Annotated in this window: 17 protein-coding genes; 13 read left to right on the forward strand and 4 right to left on the reverse strand. The window is 65.5% G+C overall.

The features are described 5' to 3' along the window. Positions 1-23: 23 nt before the first annotated feature. Positions 24-1,394, reverse strand: a complete 1,371-nt coding sequence (gene mpl, locus HV783_RS12800) for a UDP-N-acetylmuramate:L-alanyl-gamma-D-glutamyl-meso-diaminopimelate ligase (protein ID WP_054503413.1) — start codon at positions 1,392-1,394, stop codon at positions 24-26. A gap of 98 nt (positions 1,395-1,492) precedes the next feature. Here mpl and HV783_RS12805 point away from each other — a divergent pair, with 98 nt between their 5' ends. The 13 genes from HV783_RS12805 to HV783_RS12865 all read left to right on the forward strand — a co-directional run bounded on the left by HV783_RS12805 (position 1,493) and on the right by HV783_RS12865 (position 13,191). Further along, on the forward strand, positions 1,493-2,029 hold the full coding sequence (locus HV783_RS12805; protein WP_175189286.1) for a TlpA family protein disulfide reductase: 537 nt from the start codon (positions 1,493-1,495) through the stop codon (positions 2,027-2,029). Between the two features lie 89 nt (positions 2,030-2,118). Further along, a complete protein-coding gene (gene aroQ / locus HV783_RS12810; RefSeq protein ID WP_064523178.1) occupies positions 2,119-2,553 on the forward strand; it encodes a type II 3-dehydroquinate dehydratase in 435 nt (144 codons plus the stop codon). An 88-nt stretch (positions 2,554-2,641) separates the two neighbouring features. Beyond that, positions 2,642-3,100, forward strand: coding sequence for an acetyl-CoA carboxylase biotin carboxyl carrier protein (gene accB / locus HV783_RS12815; RefSeq protein WP_054503415.1), 459 nt, complete (start codon positions 2,642-2,644; stop codon positions 3,098-3,100). A 9-nt stretch (positions 3,101-3,109) separates the two neighbouring features. Beyond that, a complete protein-coding gene (gene accC, locus HV783_RS12820; RefSeq protein WP_054503416.1) occupies positions 3,110-4,456 on the forward strand; it encodes an acetyl-CoA carboxylase biotin carboxylase subunit in 1,347 nt (448 codons plus the stop codon). A gap of 100 nt (positions 4,457-4,556) precedes the next feature. After that, positions 4,557-5,483, forward strand: coding sequence for a 50S ribosomal protein L11 methyltransferase (prmA, locus tag HV783_RS12825; RefSeq protein ID WP_049071128.1), 927 nt, complete (start codon positions 4,557-4,559; stop codon positions 5,481-5,483). 23 nt (positions 5,484-5,506) lie between these two features. After that, positions 5,507-6,916: a DUF3426 domain-containing protein gene (locus HV783_RS12830; RefSeq protein ID WP_175189262.1), complete on the forward strand. Its 1,410-nt coding sequence runs from the start codon at positions 5,507-5,509 to the stop codon at positions 6,914-6,916. 12 nt (positions 6,917-6,928) lie between these two features. Beyond that, entirely contained in the window at positions 6,929-7,870 is a 942-nt protein-coding gene (locus HV783_RS12835) for a carbohydrate kinase family protein (RefSeq protein WP_054503418.1), read from the forward strand. 219 nt (positions 7,871-8,089) lie between these two features. Beyond that, on the forward strand, positions 8,090-8,593 hold the full coding sequence (locus tag HV783_RS12840) for an outer membrane lipoprotein (RefSeq protein ID WP_054503419.1): 504 nt from the start codon (positions 8,090-8,092) through the stop codon (positions 8,591-8,593). A gap of 399 nt (positions 8,594-8,992) precedes the next feature. Continuing rightward, a complete protein-coding gene (locus tag HV783_RS12845) occupies positions 8,993-9,229 on the forward strand; it encodes an acyl carrier protein (RefSeq protein WP_006392761.1) in 237 nt (78 codons plus the stop codon). Beyond that, entirely contained in the window at positions 9,210-10,388 is a 1,179-nt protein-coding gene (locus tag HV783_RS12850) for a D-alanyl-lipoteichoic acid biosynthesis protein DltD (protein ID WP_054503420.1), read from the forward strand. Before HV783_RS12845 ends, HV783_RS12850 begins: the two co-directional genes overlap by 20 nt. Continuing rightward, complete coding sequence (locus HV783_RS12855) at positions 10,385-10,591, forward strand: hypothetical protein (RefSeq protein WP_162876685.1); 207 nt, start codon at positions 10,385-10,387, stop codon at positions 10,589-10,591. Before HV783_RS12850 ends, HV783_RS12855 begins: the two co-directional genes overlap by 4 nt. Before the next feature lie 7 nt (positions 10,592-10,598). Further along, positions 10,599-11,726: an MBOAT family O-acyltransferase gene (locus HV783_RS12860; RefSeq protein ID WP_054503422.1), complete on the forward strand. Its 1,128-nt coding sequence runs from the start codon at positions 10,599-10,601 to the stop codon at positions 11,724-11,726. 16 nt (positions 11,727-11,742) lie between these two features. After that, positions 11,743-13,191 (forward strand): D-alanine--poly(phosphoribitol) ligase, encoded by a 1,449-nt coding sequence (locus HV783_RS12865; protein WP_175189263.1) that lies wholly within the window; start codon positions 11,743-11,745, stop codon positions 13,189-13,191. A 60-nt stretch (positions 13,192-13,251) separates the two neighbouring features. On the opposite strand, the gene HV783_RS12870 is transcribed toward HV783_RS12865, so the two are convergent. The 3 genes from HV783_RS12870 to HV783_RS12880 form a co-directional block, all read right to left on the reverse strand. Then, positions 13,252-13,812, reverse strand: a complete 561-nt coding sequence (locus HV783_RS12870) for a YggT family protein (RefSeq protein WP_054503424.1) — start codon at positions 13,810-13,812, stop codon at positions 13,252-13,254. A gap of 167 nt (positions 13,813-13,979) precedes the next feature. Continuing rightward, positions 13,980-14,612 (reverse strand): histone H1-like DNA-binding protein, encoded by a 633-nt coding sequence (locus HV783_RS12875; protein ID WP_175189264.1) that lies wholly within the window; start codon positions 14,610-14,612, stop codon positions 13,980-13,982. A 345-nt stretch (positions 14,613-14,957) separates the two neighbouring features. Beyond that, a complete protein-coding gene (locus HV783_RS12880; RefSeq protein WP_054416260.1) occupies positions 14,958-16,157 on the reverse strand; it encodes a ribonucleotide-diphosphate reductase subunit beta in 1,200 nt (399 codons plus the stop codon). Positions 16,158-16,175 lie beyond the last annotated feature (18 nt).

Consider the following 16,175-nt stretch of genomic DNA (forward strand, 5'->3'; position numbering starts at 1 on the left):
GGCGCGGATGGAGGCACCCGGCCTCAGCCGCGCGCCTCCAGGGCGGCCAGCAGCTTGCCGTGGATGCCGCCGAAGCCGCCGTTGCTCATCACCAGCACCTGGTCGCCGGGTTGCGCGGCGCGCGTCACGGCGGCCACCAGGGCGTCGATATCATCGTAACTGGAAGCGCGTTCGCCCAGGGGCGCCAGCACCTGCGCCGGATTCCAGCCCAGGGCGTGCTTGCCCTCGCGGGCGCCGAAGCAGAACACCAGGTCCGCGTCGCGCAGGGAGTCGGGCAGGCGCGCCGCCATGGCGCCCAGCTTCATGGTGTTGGAGCGGGGCTCCAGCACGGCCAGGATGCGCGCCGGCCCGACCTGGCGGCGCAGGCCTTCCAGGGTGGTGGCGATGGCGGTGGGGTGATGGGCGAAATCGTCGTAGACCTTGACGCCGTTGACCGTGCCGCGCAGTTCCATGCGGCGCTTGACCCCGCCGAACCGGCTCAGGGCCTCGACGCCCTCGGCGGCCGGCACGCCGGCGTGCTCGGCGGCCGCCAGCGCGGCCAGCGCGTTCATGCGGTTGTGTTCGCCGCCCAGGGTCCAGCGCACGCTGCCCATGCTGGCGCCGTCGCGCCGCACCTCGAAGGCGCCGCTGTCGTCGGGCGCGCCCGCCTGCCAGGCGCCATCGGCGCCGAACGTGACGATTTCGGACCAGCATCCGCGCGCAATCACGCGGTCCAGCGCTTCGGAGCGCGCCGGGCGGATGATGCGGCCGGACGCCGGAATGGTGCGGACCAGGTGATGGAATTGGGTCTCGATGGCCGCCAGATCGGGAAAAATGTCGGCGTGATCGTATTCCAGGTTGTTCAGCACCGCGGTGCGCGGGCGATAGTGCACGAACTTGGAACGCTTGTCGAAGAACGCCGTGTCGTATTCGTCCGCTTCGATCACGAACGGGCGCCGCGCCGGATCATAGCGCGCGGACACATGCAGATCCTGGGCCACGCCGCCGATCAGGAAATTGGGTGCCAGGCCGGCGGCTTCCAGGATCCAGGCCAGCATCGAGCTGGTGGTGGTCTTGCCGTGGGTGCCGGCCACCGCCAGCACGTGGGCGCCCGGCAGGATGTTGTCGCCCAGCCATTGCGGGCCGGACACATAGCGGGCGCCGGATTCCAGAATGGCTTCCATCAGGGGATTGCCGCGGCTGACGACGTTGCCGATCACGTACAGGTCCGGCTTGAGGGCCATCTGTTCGGGGCCGAAACCCTCGATCAGCTCGATTCCCTGTTCGGATAGCTGGGTGCTCATGGGCGGATAGACGCCCGCGTCGCAACCGGTGACCTTGTGGCCGGCGGCGCGCGCGATCAGCGCCAGGCCGCCCATGAACGTACCGCAGATGCCAAGAATGTGCAGGTGCATTGAAAACTCTCCTGTCCTGCATTGTATATATAGGCGCAGGTCAAGCCGGCACGGCGGGCGATGCGGCGAAAACCGGCCGCAGCGGTTATGATCGCGCCATGAATCGACGCCTACTCCTTTCCGCCGCCGTGGCCGTGGCCGCCACGGTCGCGGGCGGCTACACCCTGCTGGGGCGCAACAAGTCCCGGCAGGCACCCGCGGCGCCCGCCGCCGAGGATCCTGTCGCCGCGCTCATGCAGTTGCAGTTGCCCGACCTGAACGGCGCGACGCAGTCGCTGGCCGCCTGGAAAGGCCAGCCCATCGTGGTGAATTTCTGGGCCACCTGGTGCGCGCCGTGCGTCAAGGAGATGCCCGAACTCGACGCGTTGCAGAAAAAATACCCGCAAATCAAGTTTGTCGGTATCGGCGTGGATTCTGCCGCCAACATGCAAAAATTTGTCGAGAAAGTACAGGTTTCATACCCGTTGCGGGTCATTGGCGCTGGTGCCATCGATACCCTGCGCAAGCTGGGAAATCCTAGCGGTGGCCTGCCATTTACCATTGTTTTCAATGCAGATGGCAGCATTAACCGGAAGATATTGGGTGAAATCCAGCCCGACGACCTGAATCAAACGCTCTCTGGTTTGAAGGCGTAAGTCTGTTGGACAAATAGTAGGAATTGGCGTAAAAAGCTGGTTTATCGGCTGTTTTGCCAACAATTGGCAATCCACTCTCTGGCAAGCGCATGGCGCAAAACATACTGGTATTGCATGGCCCGAATCTGAACCTGCTTGGCACCCGGGAACCCCATATCTACGGCAGCCTCACGCTGCCCCAGATCAACGAGGGCCTGGAGCGGCTGGCCGGTGAATTGGGCGCCACGCTGACCGCGTGGCAAGGCAATCACGAAGGCGCGCTGGTTGACCGCATCCAGGCGGCCCGGCAAGACGGCACCGATTTCATCATCATCAACGCGGCGGCATATACGCACACCAGCGTCGCGATCCGCGATGCGCTGGCCGGGGTCGCGATCCCATTTATTGAAGTACATTTGTCCAACCTGTATAAGCGAGAGCCCTTCAGGCATCACTCATATCTGTCCGACTTGGCGGTAGGCCTCATCAGCGGCCTGGGCGCGGACGGCTACGAAGCGGCGCTGCGTTACGCAGTGCGGCACTGATCTCGCACCAACTCTCAGCTTTTACATCTTATATGGCGCGGACCCGACGATCGGGACGTTGCCGACACTATCTCGGGAAGCAGCTTTTATGGACCTTCGAAAACTCAAAACCCTGATCGACTTGGTGGCTGAATCGGGCATCGCCGAACTGGAAATCACCGAAGGCGAAGGCAAGGTTCGCATCGTCAAGTTCTCGCAGACCCTGCAGCCGGTGGCCTACCACCAGCCGGAAGCTGGCGTCGCCGCCGCGCCCGTGGCCGCCGCCGCGCCCGCTCCCGCTCCCGCCGCGGCCGAAGCCGCCCCGGTGGTCCAGGGCCACGTGGTCAAGGCGCCGATGGTCGGCACCTTCTACCGTTCGCCGAACCCGGGCGCCGCGCCGTTCATCGACGTGGGCGCCACGGTCAAGGAAGGCGACCCGCTGTGCATCATTGAAGCCATGAAGCTGCTCAATGAAATCGAAGCCGACAAGTCCGGCGTCATCAAAGAAATCCTGGTCGAAAACGGCGAGCCCGTCGAGTACGGTCAACCCCTGTTCGTCATTGGCTGATAGCTGAAAATGTTCGAAAAAATCCTGATCGCCAACCGGGGCGAAATCGCCCTGCGCATTCAGCGCGCCTGCCGCGAGCTGGGCATCAAGACCGTGGTGGTGCACTCCGAAGCGGACCGCGAAGCCAAGTACGTGCGCCTGGCCGATGAATCCGTGTGCATCGGGCCTGCGCCGTCGCGTGAAAGCTACCTCAACATGCCGGCCATCATTTCGGCGGCCGAAGTCACGGATTCCGAGGCAATCCACCCGGGTTACGGGTTCTTGTCCGAAAATGCCGACTTCGCCGATCGCGTCGAAAAGAGCGGCTTCGTGTTCATCGGTCCGCGCCCCGACACCATTCGCCTGATGGGCGACAAGGTCAGCGCCAAGCGCGCCATGATCGAAGCCGGCGTGCCGGTGGTGCCGGGTTCCGAAGGCGCGTTGCCCGACGATCCGCAGGAAATCATCCGCGTTGCCCGCGAAGTCGGCTATCCGGTCATCATCAAGGCCGCGGGCGGCGGCGGTGGCCGCGGCATGCGAGTGGTGTACACCGAGGCCGCGCTGCTGAACGCCGTCACCATGACGCGTTCGGAAGCGGGCGCCGCGTTCAACAACCCGGAAGTCTATATGGAGAAGTTCCTCGAGAACCCGCGCCATGTGGAAATCCAGGTGCTGGCCGACGGCGGTCGCAACGCCGTGTGGCTGGGCGAGCGCGATTGCTCCATGCAGCGCCGCCACCAGAAGGTCATCGAGGAAGCGCCGGCCCCCGGCATCGCGCGCCGCCTGATCGAGCGCATCGGCGACCGCTGCGCCGACGCCTGCCGCAAGATGGGCTACCGCGGCGCCGGCACGTTCGAATTCCTGTATGAGAACGGCGAGTTCTATTTCATCGAAATGAACACCCGCATCCAGGTCGAACACCCGGTCACCGAGCTGATCACCGGCGTCGACCTGGTGCAGCAGCAGATCCTGATCGCCGCCGGCGAGAAGTTCACGCTGCGCCAGCGCGACATCACCTTCAAGGGCCACGCGATCGAGTGCCGCATCAACGCCGAGGATCCGTTCCGCTTCGTGCCCAGCCCTGGCCGCATCACCAACTGGCACACGCCGGGCGGCCCGGGCGTGCGTATCGATTCGCACGCGTTCAACGGCTATTTCGTGCCGCCGAACTATGATTCGATGATCGCCAAGGTCATCACCTACGGCGACACGCGCGACCAGGCCCTGGCACGCATGCGCACCGCGCTGTCGGAAATGGTGGTGGAAGGCATTTCCACCAACATCCCGCTGCACCGTGAACTGCTGCAGGACGCCCGCTTCATCGAAGGCGGCACCAGCATCCACTATCTGGAAAACAAGCTGGCCCAGCGCCCCTGACCAGCACAATAGGGGCCCGTGGCCCCTTTTTTACTGCCTTAACCGGGCTGACCGGGCCGCGGCGCATGCCGCGGCCCGTTGGCCAGATGGAAGAATCATCATGCGTGAACTCGTGCTCCATTGCCAGGAGGCGCAAGCCGAGGCCCTGTCCGACGCCCTGCTGGAAGCGGGCGTGCTGTCGGTGTCCGTCGAGGACGCCGACCTGGGCACCGACGACGAGCGTCCGCTGTTCGGCGAGCCGGGCACCGAGCCCGACGTGCAGGCCTGGGAGCGCAATCGCGTCGTGGCCTTGCTGCCGGACGGAGCCGACCCCGCGCAGATCATGGAAGAAGCCGCCGCCGCGGGCGAGCTCGACCCGGCGCTGTTCGCCGGCTGGAGCCTGCGCGACGTGCCGGACGCCGACTGGGTGCGCCTGACGCAATCGCAGTTCGGCCCCATCCACATCGCCGAACGTCTCTGGATCGTGCCCAGTTGGCACCGCGACAGCCCGGACGTGCCGGGCCTGGAAGCGGCCGCGGCCGAGGATGGCGCCATCCATATCGAACTCGATCCGGGCCTGGCCTTCGGCACCGGCAGCCATCCGACCACGCACCTGTGCCTGGCGTGGCTCGAAGCCGAGCTGCCCAAGGGCGCGACGCTGCTGGACTACGGCTGCGGCTCGGGCATCCTTGCCATCGCCGCGCGCAAGCTGGGCGCCGGCCCGACCCAGGCCGTCGACATCGACGCCCAGGCGGTGCAGAGCACGGTCTTCAACGCCGAGGTCAACCACGTCGAACTGCAGGCCATGTTGCCCGACGGCCTGGCCGACGGCACGTTCGAAGTGGTGGTGGCCAACATCCTGTCCAACCCGCTCAAGGTGCTGGCGCCCATGCTGGCCGGGCGCGTCGCCGCGGGCGGTCACCTGGTGCTGTCCGGCGTGCTGGAACGGCAGGCCGAGGAAGTCGCCGCCGCGTACGCGCCCTGGATCGCCATGTCGGTCTGGCGCGCCCGCGACGGCTGGGTCTGCCTGCACGGCCAGAAGGCCTGAGTCCGTTTCCGCCGGATCGCGCCATGGCCCTGACCACCCGCTGCCCGCAATGCGGCACGTCATTCAAGGTGGTGCCCGACCAACTCCGGGTCCGCAACGGCCTGGTGCGTTGCGGCGCCTGCGCCACCGTGTTCGACGGCCGCGCCTGCCTGCTGCCTGAGGCGGGCATACCGGCATCGGGCGTACCGGCATCGGGCATGCCGGCATCGGCCGTACCGGCTGCGGTTCCGCCGCCCGCCGCGATCCCGCCCGCCGCGCCCATTGTCTTGCCGGTGAGCGCCGCGCCGGTCCTGGCGCCACCCGCCCAACCGGCCGATGAACCCCCGCCTCTGGTGCGGCGGCCGTCCGCCGAGCAACCCCCCGTTGCCCCCTGGGACGACCTGCCTGACGAACCTTTCCTGGCGACGCCGCGCGAAACGGCGATCCGGCCCGTCACGCCGCCGCCCGCTGTGCCGCCCGCAGTACCGCCCGCGGTGCTGCGAGGCCGCGACGATATCCGCCGCCGCATCGAACCCGATGCCGCGCTGGCGCAAGAGGGCGATGACGACGAAGACGAGAACGAAGACCTCGATCGCTACGACGATGAGCCGGGCCTGGCCCGGCAGCCGCGCTGGCAGGAACCCGCCGCGCCGCGCGACGAGCCCATCGTGGCGGTGCGCGACAGCGCGCGTTGGGATGCGCCGCACGCTGCCCGGCCGGCCGAGCCGGTCTTCGTGGTGCGTGACGAGGCTACCGATTCGCGCCATGACGATGACGAGGATGGCCGCGACGGGGATCGCGACGACGATTTCGACAGAGACCACGACGACGTCGATGACGGGCGCGGCGAGGACTCGCCGGAACCGATCCTCGGCGACACGCGCACCCGCTACTCCAGCGCCACCGACGTCGGCCGCGCGCCGCCCGAATTCCTCGACCAGGACCGCCAGGAGCGCCGCGGCCTGCTGCGCAAGCTGTGGGGCTATGCCTGCCTGCTCGGCCTGATCGCGCTGGGGCTGCAACTGCTGTACGTGTACCGCATCGATATCGCCAACTCCGTGCCCGTCCTGCGGCCGGCGCTCGAGACCGTCTGCAAGCCGCTCGGATGCACGGTCGGCTACGCGCGCCGCCTCGAGCGGATTGCCATTTCCTCGTCGTCGCTGCAGCCTCCCACGGGCGCCGCCGCCATCGACGACGGCCGCACCCGCCTGGTGTTGAACCTGGTTCTGCGCAACCGCTACGACAAGCCGCAGCACTGGCCCGCGCTGGTGCTGGACCTGACTGATTTATCGGACACCGTGGTGGTGCGCCGGGTGCTGATGCCCGAGAATTACCTGACGCCCGAGCAGTTGCGCGGTCCCTTCGGACCGGCGGGCGAACTGAAGATTTCCGTGCCGATTGAAGTGACCGGCGTTCAAGTCAACGGCTACCAACTCGACAAGTTCTTTCCCTGAAGGATGACATTCATGGCAACCCCTGTTCTGGTCTGCGGCTCGATGGCGTTCGACACCATCGCGGTGTTTGAAGGCCGCTTCAAGGAACACATCCTGGCCGACCGCATCCAGTCCCTGAGCGTGTCGTTCCTGGTTCCCAGCATGCGCAAGGAATACGGCGGCTGCTCCGGCAACATCGCCTACAACATGAACCTGCTGGGCGGCAAGCCCGTGCCGGTGGCCACCGTGGGCGAAGACGCCGGTGAATACCTCGAGCGCCTGGACGGCCTCGGCATCGACACCAGCCGCGTCAAGGTCGTGCCCGGCACCTTCACCGCGCAGTGCTTCATCACCACCGACCTGGACGACAACCAGATCACCGCGTTCCACCCCGGCGCCATGTCCTTCTCCGCCAGCAACGACCTGAGCGGCGCCAAGGCCGCCTGGGGCATCGTCGCCCCGGACGCCAAGGAAGGCATGTTCGCCCACGCCGAGCGCCTGCATAAGCAGGGCATCCCGTTCATCTTCGACTTGGGCCAGGCCATGCCGCTGTTCGACGGCGCCGACCTGGAGCGCATGCTCGACCTGGCGCAGGCCCTGACGGTGAACGATTACGAGGCCGGCGTGGTCGAGCAACGCACCGGCCGCAGCATGGCCGACATCGCCGCCAAGCTGCAGGCGGTGGTGGTGACCCGCGGCGCCGAGGGCGCCACGCTGCTGACCGACGGCAAGACCATCCAGATCTCCCCGGTGCGCGCGGCCCAGGTGGTCGACCCCACCGGTTGCGGCGACGCGCAGCGCGGCGGCCTGCTCTACGGCCTGACCAGCGGTTGGAGCTGGGAAGACAGTTGCCGGCTGGGCAACGTCATGGGCGCCATCAAGATCGCCTCGCGCGGTCCGCAGAACCACGCGCCCACGCGGGCCGAGATCGACGCTCTGCTGCACGCCACCTACGGCATCCATCTGCCGGCCTGAACTCCCCGTCGCCCGCCCGGGGCCGCTGCGGGAACCTGAAGCGGCCGGGATGGTCGAATTGCAGACGAGAGACCGGCCGCGGCGTGAGAATGCCGCGGCCGGTTTGCAAATCCGTTTTCCGCCCGTGGCGGTGAGTTTCAGTGTGTTGCACGTTAGGCTGCCGTCCTGTCTGGGCAGGGTATGATCGGATCGTCGGCAGTGCCCGATCGAGGAGTCCAAATGAACCAAAGCAAAACCTTTTCCTTGTTGACGCCGCGTACTGGCCGGTGGTTGGCCGTGGCTGCCGTCGTGACCTCGATGGCTGTCCTGGGCGGTTGCGCCAATCGCAGCGCGTCCAGCGGTGTGTATAGCTATGATCAAGCCCAGCGCGAGCAGATCGTTCGCACGGGCACCGTAACGGGCGTGCGCCCGATCGTCATCCAGAACGACAAATCCAGCGGCGTCGGCATGCTGGCTGGCGGCGCGCTGGGCGGCGTGGCGGGTAACGCCGTCGGCGGCGGCACGGGCCGCACCATCGCTACCGTTGGCGGCGCCATCCTGGGCGCCCTGGCGGGCAATGCGGTGGAAAACCAGGTCGGCAAGAATTCCGGCTACGAAATCACGGTTCGTCTGGATAACGGCGAAACCCGAGTCGTGGCCCAGGAAGCCGACGTGCCGATCAGCGTCGGCCAGCGGGTGCAGGTCATCAGCGGCGCCGGCCCCACGCGCGTCACGCCGATGTAAAAGGTTGGGTCCCCAGCCAGAAGAAAAGCCCGCGAAAGCGGGCTTTTCCGTTTTGGGCGGTCGTTGCGGCGCGGTCAACGAGGTAGGGGACGGGTGGCGCGCGGAAATCTGTCGTTCCGCTGCAACGCAGCACCCGGTGTTTACCCGCAAGCGTTACGTTTACGCGCTTTTTATAGCGATTTGGTCTGTAAGTTTCATGGCGATTCGACGCTTGTAATGCCATGATTGCATCCGTGAGCGATCTCGCCGCCTGATTTTGATGTAACCAAGTGCATCGGCGCGACCCTCCAGGATGCTGTAAATGTCAGTCGATTTTCAGCGATTTTTTGTATACTCGCCGTCCTGTATCTCGGGGCGGGGAATATTTTGCCGACGAGGCAATGTAACGCCGCACTCTCTATGCATACCGAGCAAGAACTCCACACCAAGATCGGCTCCATCGTCGAGTCGATCGTCATGAAGAAAGTCACTCCCGATACGCAACTGATTGCCACTGGCCTGGTCGACTCGCTCGCCGCCGTGGATATCACGCTGGCGGTCGAGGCGGAGTACGGCTGCAGCATCCCGGCTCCCGAGATCGCGGAGCATCTGCAGTCGGTCCGCACGCTCGCCGGCTATGTCGCTGCCAATATTTAGCAATACCCGCCTGTTGTCCCACGTCGCAGCGGCCACCACGGCGGTGGCGCTGGCGTATGGGGCTTTCTGTGGCGCGGATGACGTCTTGTCCAACATCGTCCATCCGGTTTCGACGGTGGCGGCGTCCAAGAGCAACTACCTGCCCAATCTGGGGCCGGATTGGGGCACGCAGCACGTCAACCTGACCCGCCTGGGCAACGCGCTCAGCGACGGCACGCTGGTGGTGCTCGGCTCGTCCGAGTTGTCCAGCCATGACCTGCGCTTTGTGCCTTACCGTTTCTTCCCCGAAGAACTGAAGGTGCCGACGCTGGCCTACGGCCACGCCATGTTCCAGTCGTATGGCATCGTCAGCGTGCTGGAGTCGGTGGCCGATTCGCTGACGCCGAACACGCGGCTCGTGATCATGGTGTCGCCGGCCTGGTTCGCCTCGGGCGGCCAGTTGCCGCGCAGCGCGTTCGCCGAACACGTCACCGGACCGGTCTGGGATCGCCTCTGGGACAAGCCCAGCACGCGCGAACAAATGCAGACCTGGATCAGCGACAACGCCAATTGGGGGCTCTTGTGGTTGATCGCCAATGGCCAGGTCGCCGAGCTCAAGGACAAGCTGTCGCTGTGGTGGAACGCGCGCAAGGAGCCGGCGCCCGACCGTCCGCGCAGCAAGCTGTCGGTGCCCGCGCATCGTTTCGTATCGTGGCCCTCGTCGGCCAGGCTCAATGCCGGCCAATGGTCGCGCCTGACGCACGAGGCGCGCGAAGTCGAGCACCAACTGGGCGGCAACAATCCCTACGACGTGCGCGACGATTACTACAAGCAGTACCTGGCGCCGCTGTATTCGCCGGCGCGCAACGAGTTCGCCAACGTCGATCCGCTCACCCGCACCGAGCTGGGCGACCTGTCGCGTGTCATGGCCTTGCTGCAACGGCGCAAGGTCAAGGCGTACTTCGTGATCCAGCCGTTCAATCCCAAACTCATCCTGGACGTCGAGCGTTTCGACCCGGTGGTGGCCGCCATCACCGGCATGTGCCAACGCTACCAGATGGGTTGCCTCGATATGTACAGCATTCCCTTCGAACCGGGCATGGTGCGTGATGACATGCATCTGGCCGAGCTCGGTTGGGCGATGGCGGACCAAGGCATAGCGGAGTACTTTTCCCGATGACCCCCCAACAGAAAACCGATGCGACGCCGGACGGCGCCGCCCAGGGGCCGGACGCCCGCAAGGCGGCCAAGGCCTGGGGGCGCCGCTTCTTCTGGCATCTCTGCCTGTATGTCGGGGTGATCCTGGTGTTCGTGCTGCAGGCGCAGCCCACCACGGGTAGCGGTGGACCTATCAAGGTCGAATTCCAATATCAACAGTTCTGACCGCAGCATGGAATTGTTCGCAAGCTTGAGCTTCTTCGGCGGCGCCCTGTTCGGCGGGCTGGGTCTGTTGGCGTATCGTTCGTTCGGCATGCCGCTGCGCATCGGCTATCGGCACGTCATCGGCGTGATCTGCCTGGGCGTATGGATGGCGGTGTTCTGGGCGCGTCCCTACCAGCCGATCGCGCTGCTGGCCATTTCGGGCAGCGCGCTGTGGGCCATGCGGCGCAACTACATCCCGACCTGGCTGGCTGTCATCATCACCATGACGCCGCTGCTGCTGGTCAAGACCGGCGTCTCGCACCTGGGCGCGATGCTGGGCCTGTCGTTCGCCACCTTCCGCGCCATCGACGTGCTGCTGTTCGCGCCGCGCAACGAGCGCGTGTCGCCGCTGGACTACTTCATCTACCTGTTCTTCCCGCTGACGCTGCTGGCCGGTCCGATGTACCGCTGGCGCTCCTTCCAGGCCGACCTCAAGCGCGGCTACGAAGGCGTGAACCTGAACACCTGGCTGGCGGGCCTGGAATTGATCATGCTGGGCGTGATCCAGAAGTTCGGCCTGGCCGAACTGATCTGGCGCTACGGCCTGTCGACCCTGGACGCGCACGACTACTCGTTCACCGGCGTGGCGCTGAACGCCTCGCTCTACAGCGCCTACCTGTTCTTCGATTTTGCCGGCTATTCCACCATGGCCATCGGTATCGGCATGCTGTTCGGCTTCACCCTGCCGATCAACTTCCGCAACCCGCTGGCGACGCTCAACCCGCAGGACTTCTGGCGCCGTTGGCACATCAGCCTGTCCGAGTGGCTGCGCGACGTGGTGTTCATGCCGATCTACAAGGCGCTGAGCAAGACCTCGTTCTTTTCGCGCCACCGGATGGCGGCGCAGAACATCGGTATCTTTGCCACGCTGCTGGCGATGGGCGTATGGAACGGCCTGTCGCTGCACTACATCGTCAGCGGCCTGATGTTCGGCGCGTACTCGGTGGGCCACAACCTGCTGATCAACGCGGCGCGTACCCGTCCGGCCCTGCAGGCCGCGCTGGCGCGGCCCGTCATGCGTTTCCTCGGACGCGTGCTCACCCTGATCCTGGCTGCCCTGGCGCTCTACGTGTTCAGCGGTCGCAGCCCCATCTGATGCCCGGAGTTTCGGCATGCGTTTCGACCTGAAGACCTTCCAGTTCGTTGACTCCGCGCGCGCGCCCGACGCGCTCGCGGTGGTCGGCGCCGACCGCAGCCTGACCTGGGCGCAATTGCGCGACGAAGCTACGGCCTGGGCCGACGAGGCGCGCGCGCATGGCGCGGCGCCGGATGTGCCGGTGGCCATCTACGGCCACAAGGAAGCCTCGTTCTTCGTTGCCATGGTGGGCGCGCTGCTGATCGGCGCGCCGTTTGTGCCCGTCGACACCATCTATCCGCCGGAGCGCCTGCGCCGCATTGTCGAGATCGTGCGCGCCGCGGCCGTGTACGATGCGGCCGCGCGCGGCTTCGAGCCGGGAGAGGGCGCCGAGCTGGCCGAGCGCGGCCTGGCCTACGTCATGTTCACGTCCGGCAGCACCGGCGACCCTAAGGGCGTGCAGATCGGCCGCGAGAGCGTGGGCCTGCTGGGCGACTGGATGCTGGGCAGCTTCGGCCTGGGCGATGCGCCGGTGTTCATGAACCAGGCGCCGTTCAGCTTCGACCTGTCGATGTACGAGGTGTTCGCCACGTTGGCCGCCGGCGGCACCTGCGTGCTGAATTCGCGCGAGCAGATTGGCGCGGCCGCGACCTGGATGAGCCGGCTGGCGCAGCAAGGCGTGACAACCTGGGTCTCGACCCCGTCCTTCGCCCACCAGCAACTGGCCAACCGCGATTTCTCGCCGGTCACGCTGCCGACGCTGGGTACCTTCCTGTTCTGCGGCGAACCGTTGCCGGCGGCGCTCGCGAAGAAGCTGCGCCAGCGTTTTCCGGACGCCGTGATCCTGAACACCTACGGGCCGACCGAGGCCACCGTGGCCACCACCTGGATCGCCATCACCGACGCGGTGCTGGCGGCGCATGATCCGCTGCCCGTCGGCCATGCCAAGCCCGATTGCGAACTGCGCATCGAGGATGGCGAGATCTGCATCATCGGCGACCACGTCATGCGCGGTTACCTGAACCGCCAGGACCTGAACGAGGTCAAGCTGTTCGTGGCCGAGGGCGGTCGCCGTGGTTTCCGCACGGGCGACCTGGGGCAACTGGACGCGGACGGCCTGCTGTTCTGCCGCGGCCGCATGGACGACCAGATCAAGCTGAACGGCTATCGCATCGAACTGGCCGAGATCGACGAGGCCCTGCATGGCCTGCCGGGCGTGGAAGGCGGCGCTTGCGCGGTGCTGCGGCGGCCGGACGGCACCGCGGTGCGCCTGATCGGCTTCGTTGCCGGCGTGGCCGCCGAGCAGGCCGAAGCCAGCCTGCTGGCGCAGGACGCATTGACAGGGTGGAAGGACAAGCTGGGGCAGCGCCTGCCGCCCTATATGGTGCCGTCCGAGCTGGTGGCGTGCGCGGCGCTGCCGATGTCGAACAATCACAAGATCGATCGCAAAAAGCTGATCGATATCTACGCCGCGATTCCGGCGTAAGGCGCCGCCGCGCGGCGTGCGCCAGGGACGGCCCGGTCAGTTCGCCGGGCCGTTGTCGTTTCACACGCCCATCATGCTGTAGCTCAGCCGCGCCAGCACCATCAGCAGGACCTGCGCCACGATCAGCAGCACCAGCGGCGAGAAGTCGATCGAGGTGCGCGGCAGCAGCCGCCGGATGGGATCCAGCATCGGAGCGGTCAGCGCCTGCAGCATCGGCATCATGGGCGCCATCGGGTTGACCCACGACAGCACCGCCTGGATCAGGGTCAGCCACACCACCAGGTTCAGCGCCCACTTGAGCGCCATCAGCAGCGCCGACAGCATGGCCGAGGGCAGCAGCACCGCGGGAATCAGGGCGCCGATGGCGACCAGCCAGATCAGCACCAGGTACACCAGCGCGGCCAGCCAGGTGGCCACCAGGCTGGTCCAGTCGATCTTGTTGCCCGCCGGAATGATCTTGCGCAGCGGCAGCACCAGCCAGTTGGTGGCCTGGTAGATGACGCGCGCCAGCGGATTGAAGGGATGCAGCCGAATCGCATGCATCCAGGCGCGGGCGATGAGCGCGGCGCCGAACAGCGTGAACGCGATTTCGAGCAGGAAGCGAAGAATTTCACCGAGCATGGGCGCGATCTACCTAATGATGACGGCTTTTATTGTCTCACGGCAATGCGGCAACGGTGGCGCCCGAGCCGTGCGAATACGTTTTCTTTCTTGGGGTGGGGGCGAATAAAAACCGCCTGGCCGAAGCCAGGCGGTTTGAGGTACTGCTACCGTTGTGACCGGTCCGATTACGGACGGCCACCCGTCGGGAACGGCCACGACGCGGCGGGGTTCAGCGCGGTCTTCGCGCCCGGGGCAGCGGCCGTGGACGGCGGCGTGGCGGGCTTCTTCGGAGCGGCTTTCTTCGCAGCGGGCTTCTTGGCAGCGGCGGGCTTCGCGGCAGGCTTGGCAGCAGGCTTCTTGGCAGCCGGAGCCTTCTTGGCTACGACTTTCTTGGCAACCGCCTTCTTGGCGGGGGCCTTCTTGGCAACCGCCTTCTTGGCAACCGCCTTCTTGGCGACGGCCTTCTTGGCTACCGCTTTCTTGGCGGGGGCCTTCTTGGCAACCGCTTTCTTGGCGACGGCCTTCTTGGCAACCGCCTTCTTGGCGACGACCTTCTTGGCCGCTGCCTTCTTGGCTACCGGCTTCTTGGCCGCGACTTTCTTGGCGACGGCCTTCTTGGCTACCGCTTTCTTCGCGACCTTCTTGGCGGCCGGCTTCTTGGCGGCAACCTTCTTCACCGCCGGCTTCTTGGCGGCGACCTTCTTGACGGCTACCTTCTTGACGGCAGCTTTCTTGGCCGGGGCGGCCTTCTTCGCTACTGCCTTCTTGGCGGCGGGCTTCTTCACCGCTTTCTTTACGGCTTTCTTGGCTGTTGCCATGGTCATGCTCCTTAGGTTCAGGGGTCCCAGAACTTAAACCCGTGCCCCGATCCGCCAACAAGGCGAACCGTGCCCGGGCTATTCATCGGCGCATGCCGCTGTTCTGTGCGAGCAACAGCTACTACGGTTTGCGCTAATGAATTCGGCACAGCCATTTGATATGGCCCCCGCTCCTTTGGCGCGAGCCATTTCAAATGGCGCCGGTGGGCAGTCTGATCACAGACCGCCTACCGCTTGTTCTACGTGTTCGAAAACACCCTGACCTGGGAGATCGCCCTCAAGGCCTGGCGCGAACGCAACGCTCTTGCAAGAGCGTGCCCGCGCCGGGCCCGAAGGCGAACTGCGTTACTCCCAGCTCAGCGTGCCACCGGTTTGGTATTCGATCACGCGAGTTTCAAAAAAGTTGCGTTCCTTCTTAAGATCGATCATTTCCGCCATCCACGGGAAGGGATTTTCTTCCTGCGGGTACAGCGGTTCGATACCGATTTGCTGGCAACGACGGTTGGCGATGAAGCGCAGGTAGGATTTGAACATGGGAGCGTTCAAGCCCAACACGCCACGCGGCATCGTGTCTTCGGCGTAAGCGTATTCGAGTTCGACCGCTTTGCGGAAGAGTTCTCGAATTTCTTCGCGGAATTCCGGCGTCCACAGATGCGGATTTTCCAGTTTGACGGTGTTGATCAGGTCGATGCCGAAATTGCAGTGCATGGATTCATCGCGCAGGATGTACATGTACTGCTCGGCCGCGCCGGTCATCTTGTTCTGGCGACCCAGCGCCAGGATCTGCGTGAAGCCAACGTAGAAGAACAGGCCTTCCATCAGGCAAGCGAAGACGATCAGCGACTTCAGCAGCGTCTGGTCGGCTTCGGGCGTGCCCGTCTTGAAGTTGGGGTCCGCGATCGCGTCGATGAACGGAATCAGGAACTCGTCCTTGGCGCGGATGGACGGCACTTCGTTGTAAGCGTTGAAGATCTCCGCTTCGTCCAGGTCCAGGCTTTCGACGATGTATTGATAGGCGTGCGTGTGGATGGCTTCCTCGAATGCCTGGCGCAGCAGGAACTGGCGGCATTCGGGCGCCGTGATGTGGCGGTAGGTGCCCAGCACGATGTTGTTCGCGGCCAGCGAGTCGGCCGTGACGAAGAAACCCAGGTTGCGCTTGACGATGCGGCGTTCGTCCTCGGTGAGCCCGTTCGGGTTCTTCCAGAGGGCGATGTCGCGCGACATGTTGATTTCTTGCGGCATCCAGTGGTTCGCGCACGTGGCCAGGTATTTCTCCCATGCCCACTTGTACTTGAACGGCACCAACTGGTTGACGTCGGTCTGGCCGTTGATGATGCGCTTGTCGGCGACCTTCACGCGTTGCGAGGTGGCGCTGCCGCTGGCCGCCAGGCCGGCCGCATGCTGCGGCGCGGCCGGGGTCGGCATGGCGGTGTCGCCGAACACGCCGGTCGCCGCCCGGACTTCGGGCGCAGCCTGCCCGCCCGCCGCGGGCGCGGGGGCTTGTGCAGGTTGCGTGGCGAGGGTGTCGTCTTCCCAATTAATCATGATTCATTCTCCGGAGGC

The organism is Achromobacter dolens (assembly GCF_902859745.1).
GTDB lineage: Bacteria > Pseudomonadota > Gammaproteobacteria > Burkholderiales > Burkholderiaceae_B > Achromobacter > Achromobacter dolens.

What these genes read in the sequence shown, in the direction of transcription:
- mpl (WP_054503413.1), bottom strand. Translation starts at nt 1,394, where the DNA reads ATGCACCTGCACATTCTTGGCATCTGCGGTACGTTCATGGGCGGCCTG.
- HV783_RS12805 (WP_175189286.1), top strand. Translation starts at nt 1,493, where the DNA reads ATGAATCGACGCCTACTCCTTTCCGCCGCCGTGGCCGTGGCCGCCACG.
- aroQ (WP_064523178.1), top strand. Translation starts at nt 2,119, where the DNA reads ATGGCGCAAAACATACTGGTATTGCATGGCCCGAATCTGAACCTGCTT.
- accB (WP_054503415.1), top strand. Translation starts at nt 2,642, where the DNA reads ATGGACCTTCGAAAACTCAAAACCCTGATCGACTTGGTGGCTGAATCG.
- accC (WP_054503416.1), top strand. Translation starts at nt 3,110, where the DNA reads ATGTTCGAAAAAATCCTGATCGCCAACCGGGGCGAAATCGCCCTGCGC.
- prmA (WP_049071128.1), top strand. Translation starts at nt 4,557, where the DNA reads ATGCGTGAACTCGTGCTCCATTGCCAGGAGGCGCAAGCCGAGGCCCTG.
- HV783_RS12830 (WP_175189262.1), top strand. Translation starts at nt 5,507, where the DNA reads ATGGCCCTGACCACCCGCTGCCCGCAATGCGGCACGTCATTCAAGGTG.
- HV783_RS12835 (WP_054503418.1), top strand. Translation starts at nt 6,929, where the DNA reads ATGGCAACCCCTGTTCTGGTCTGCGGCTCGATGGCGTTCGACACCATC.
- HV783_RS12840 (WP_054503419.1), top strand. Translation starts at nt 8,090, where the DNA reads ATGAACCAAAGCAAAACCTTTTCCTTGTTGACGCCGCGTACTGGCCGG.
- HV783_RS12845 (WP_006392761.1), top strand. Translation starts at nt 8,993, where the DNA reads ATGCATACCGAGCAAGAACTCCACACCAAGATCGGCTCCATCGTCGAG.
- HV783_RS12850 (WP_054503420.1), top strand. Translation starts at nt 9,210, where the DNA reads ATGTCGCTGCCAATATTTAGCAATACCCGCCTGTTGTCCCACGTCGCA.
- HV783_RS12855 (WP_162876685.1), top strand. Translation starts at nt 10,385, where the DNA reads ATGACCCCCCAACAGAAAACCGATGCGACGCCGGACGGCGCCGCCCAG.
- HV783_RS12860 (WP_054503422.1), top strand. Translation starts at nt 10,599, where the DNA reads ATGGAATTGTTCGCAAGCTTGAGCTTCTTCGGCGGCGCCCTGTTCGGC.
- HV783_RS12865 (WP_175189263.1), top strand. Translation starts at nt 11,743, where the DNA reads ATGCGTTTCGACCTGAAGACCTTCCAGTTCGTTGACTCCGCGCGCGCG.
- HV783_RS12870 (WP_054503424.1), bottom strand. Translation starts at nt 13,812, where the DNA reads ATGCTCGGTGAAATTCTTCGCTTCCTGCTCGAAATCGCGTTCACGCTG.
- HV783_RS12875 (WP_175189264.1), bottom strand. Translation starts at nt 14,612, where the DNA reads ATGGCAACAGCCAAGAAAGCCGTAAAGAAAGCGGTGAAGAAGCCCGCC.
- HV783_RS12880 (WP_054416260.1), bottom strand. Translation starts at nt 16,157, where the DNA reads ATGATTAATTGGGAAGACGACACCCTCGCCACGCAACCTGCACAAGCC.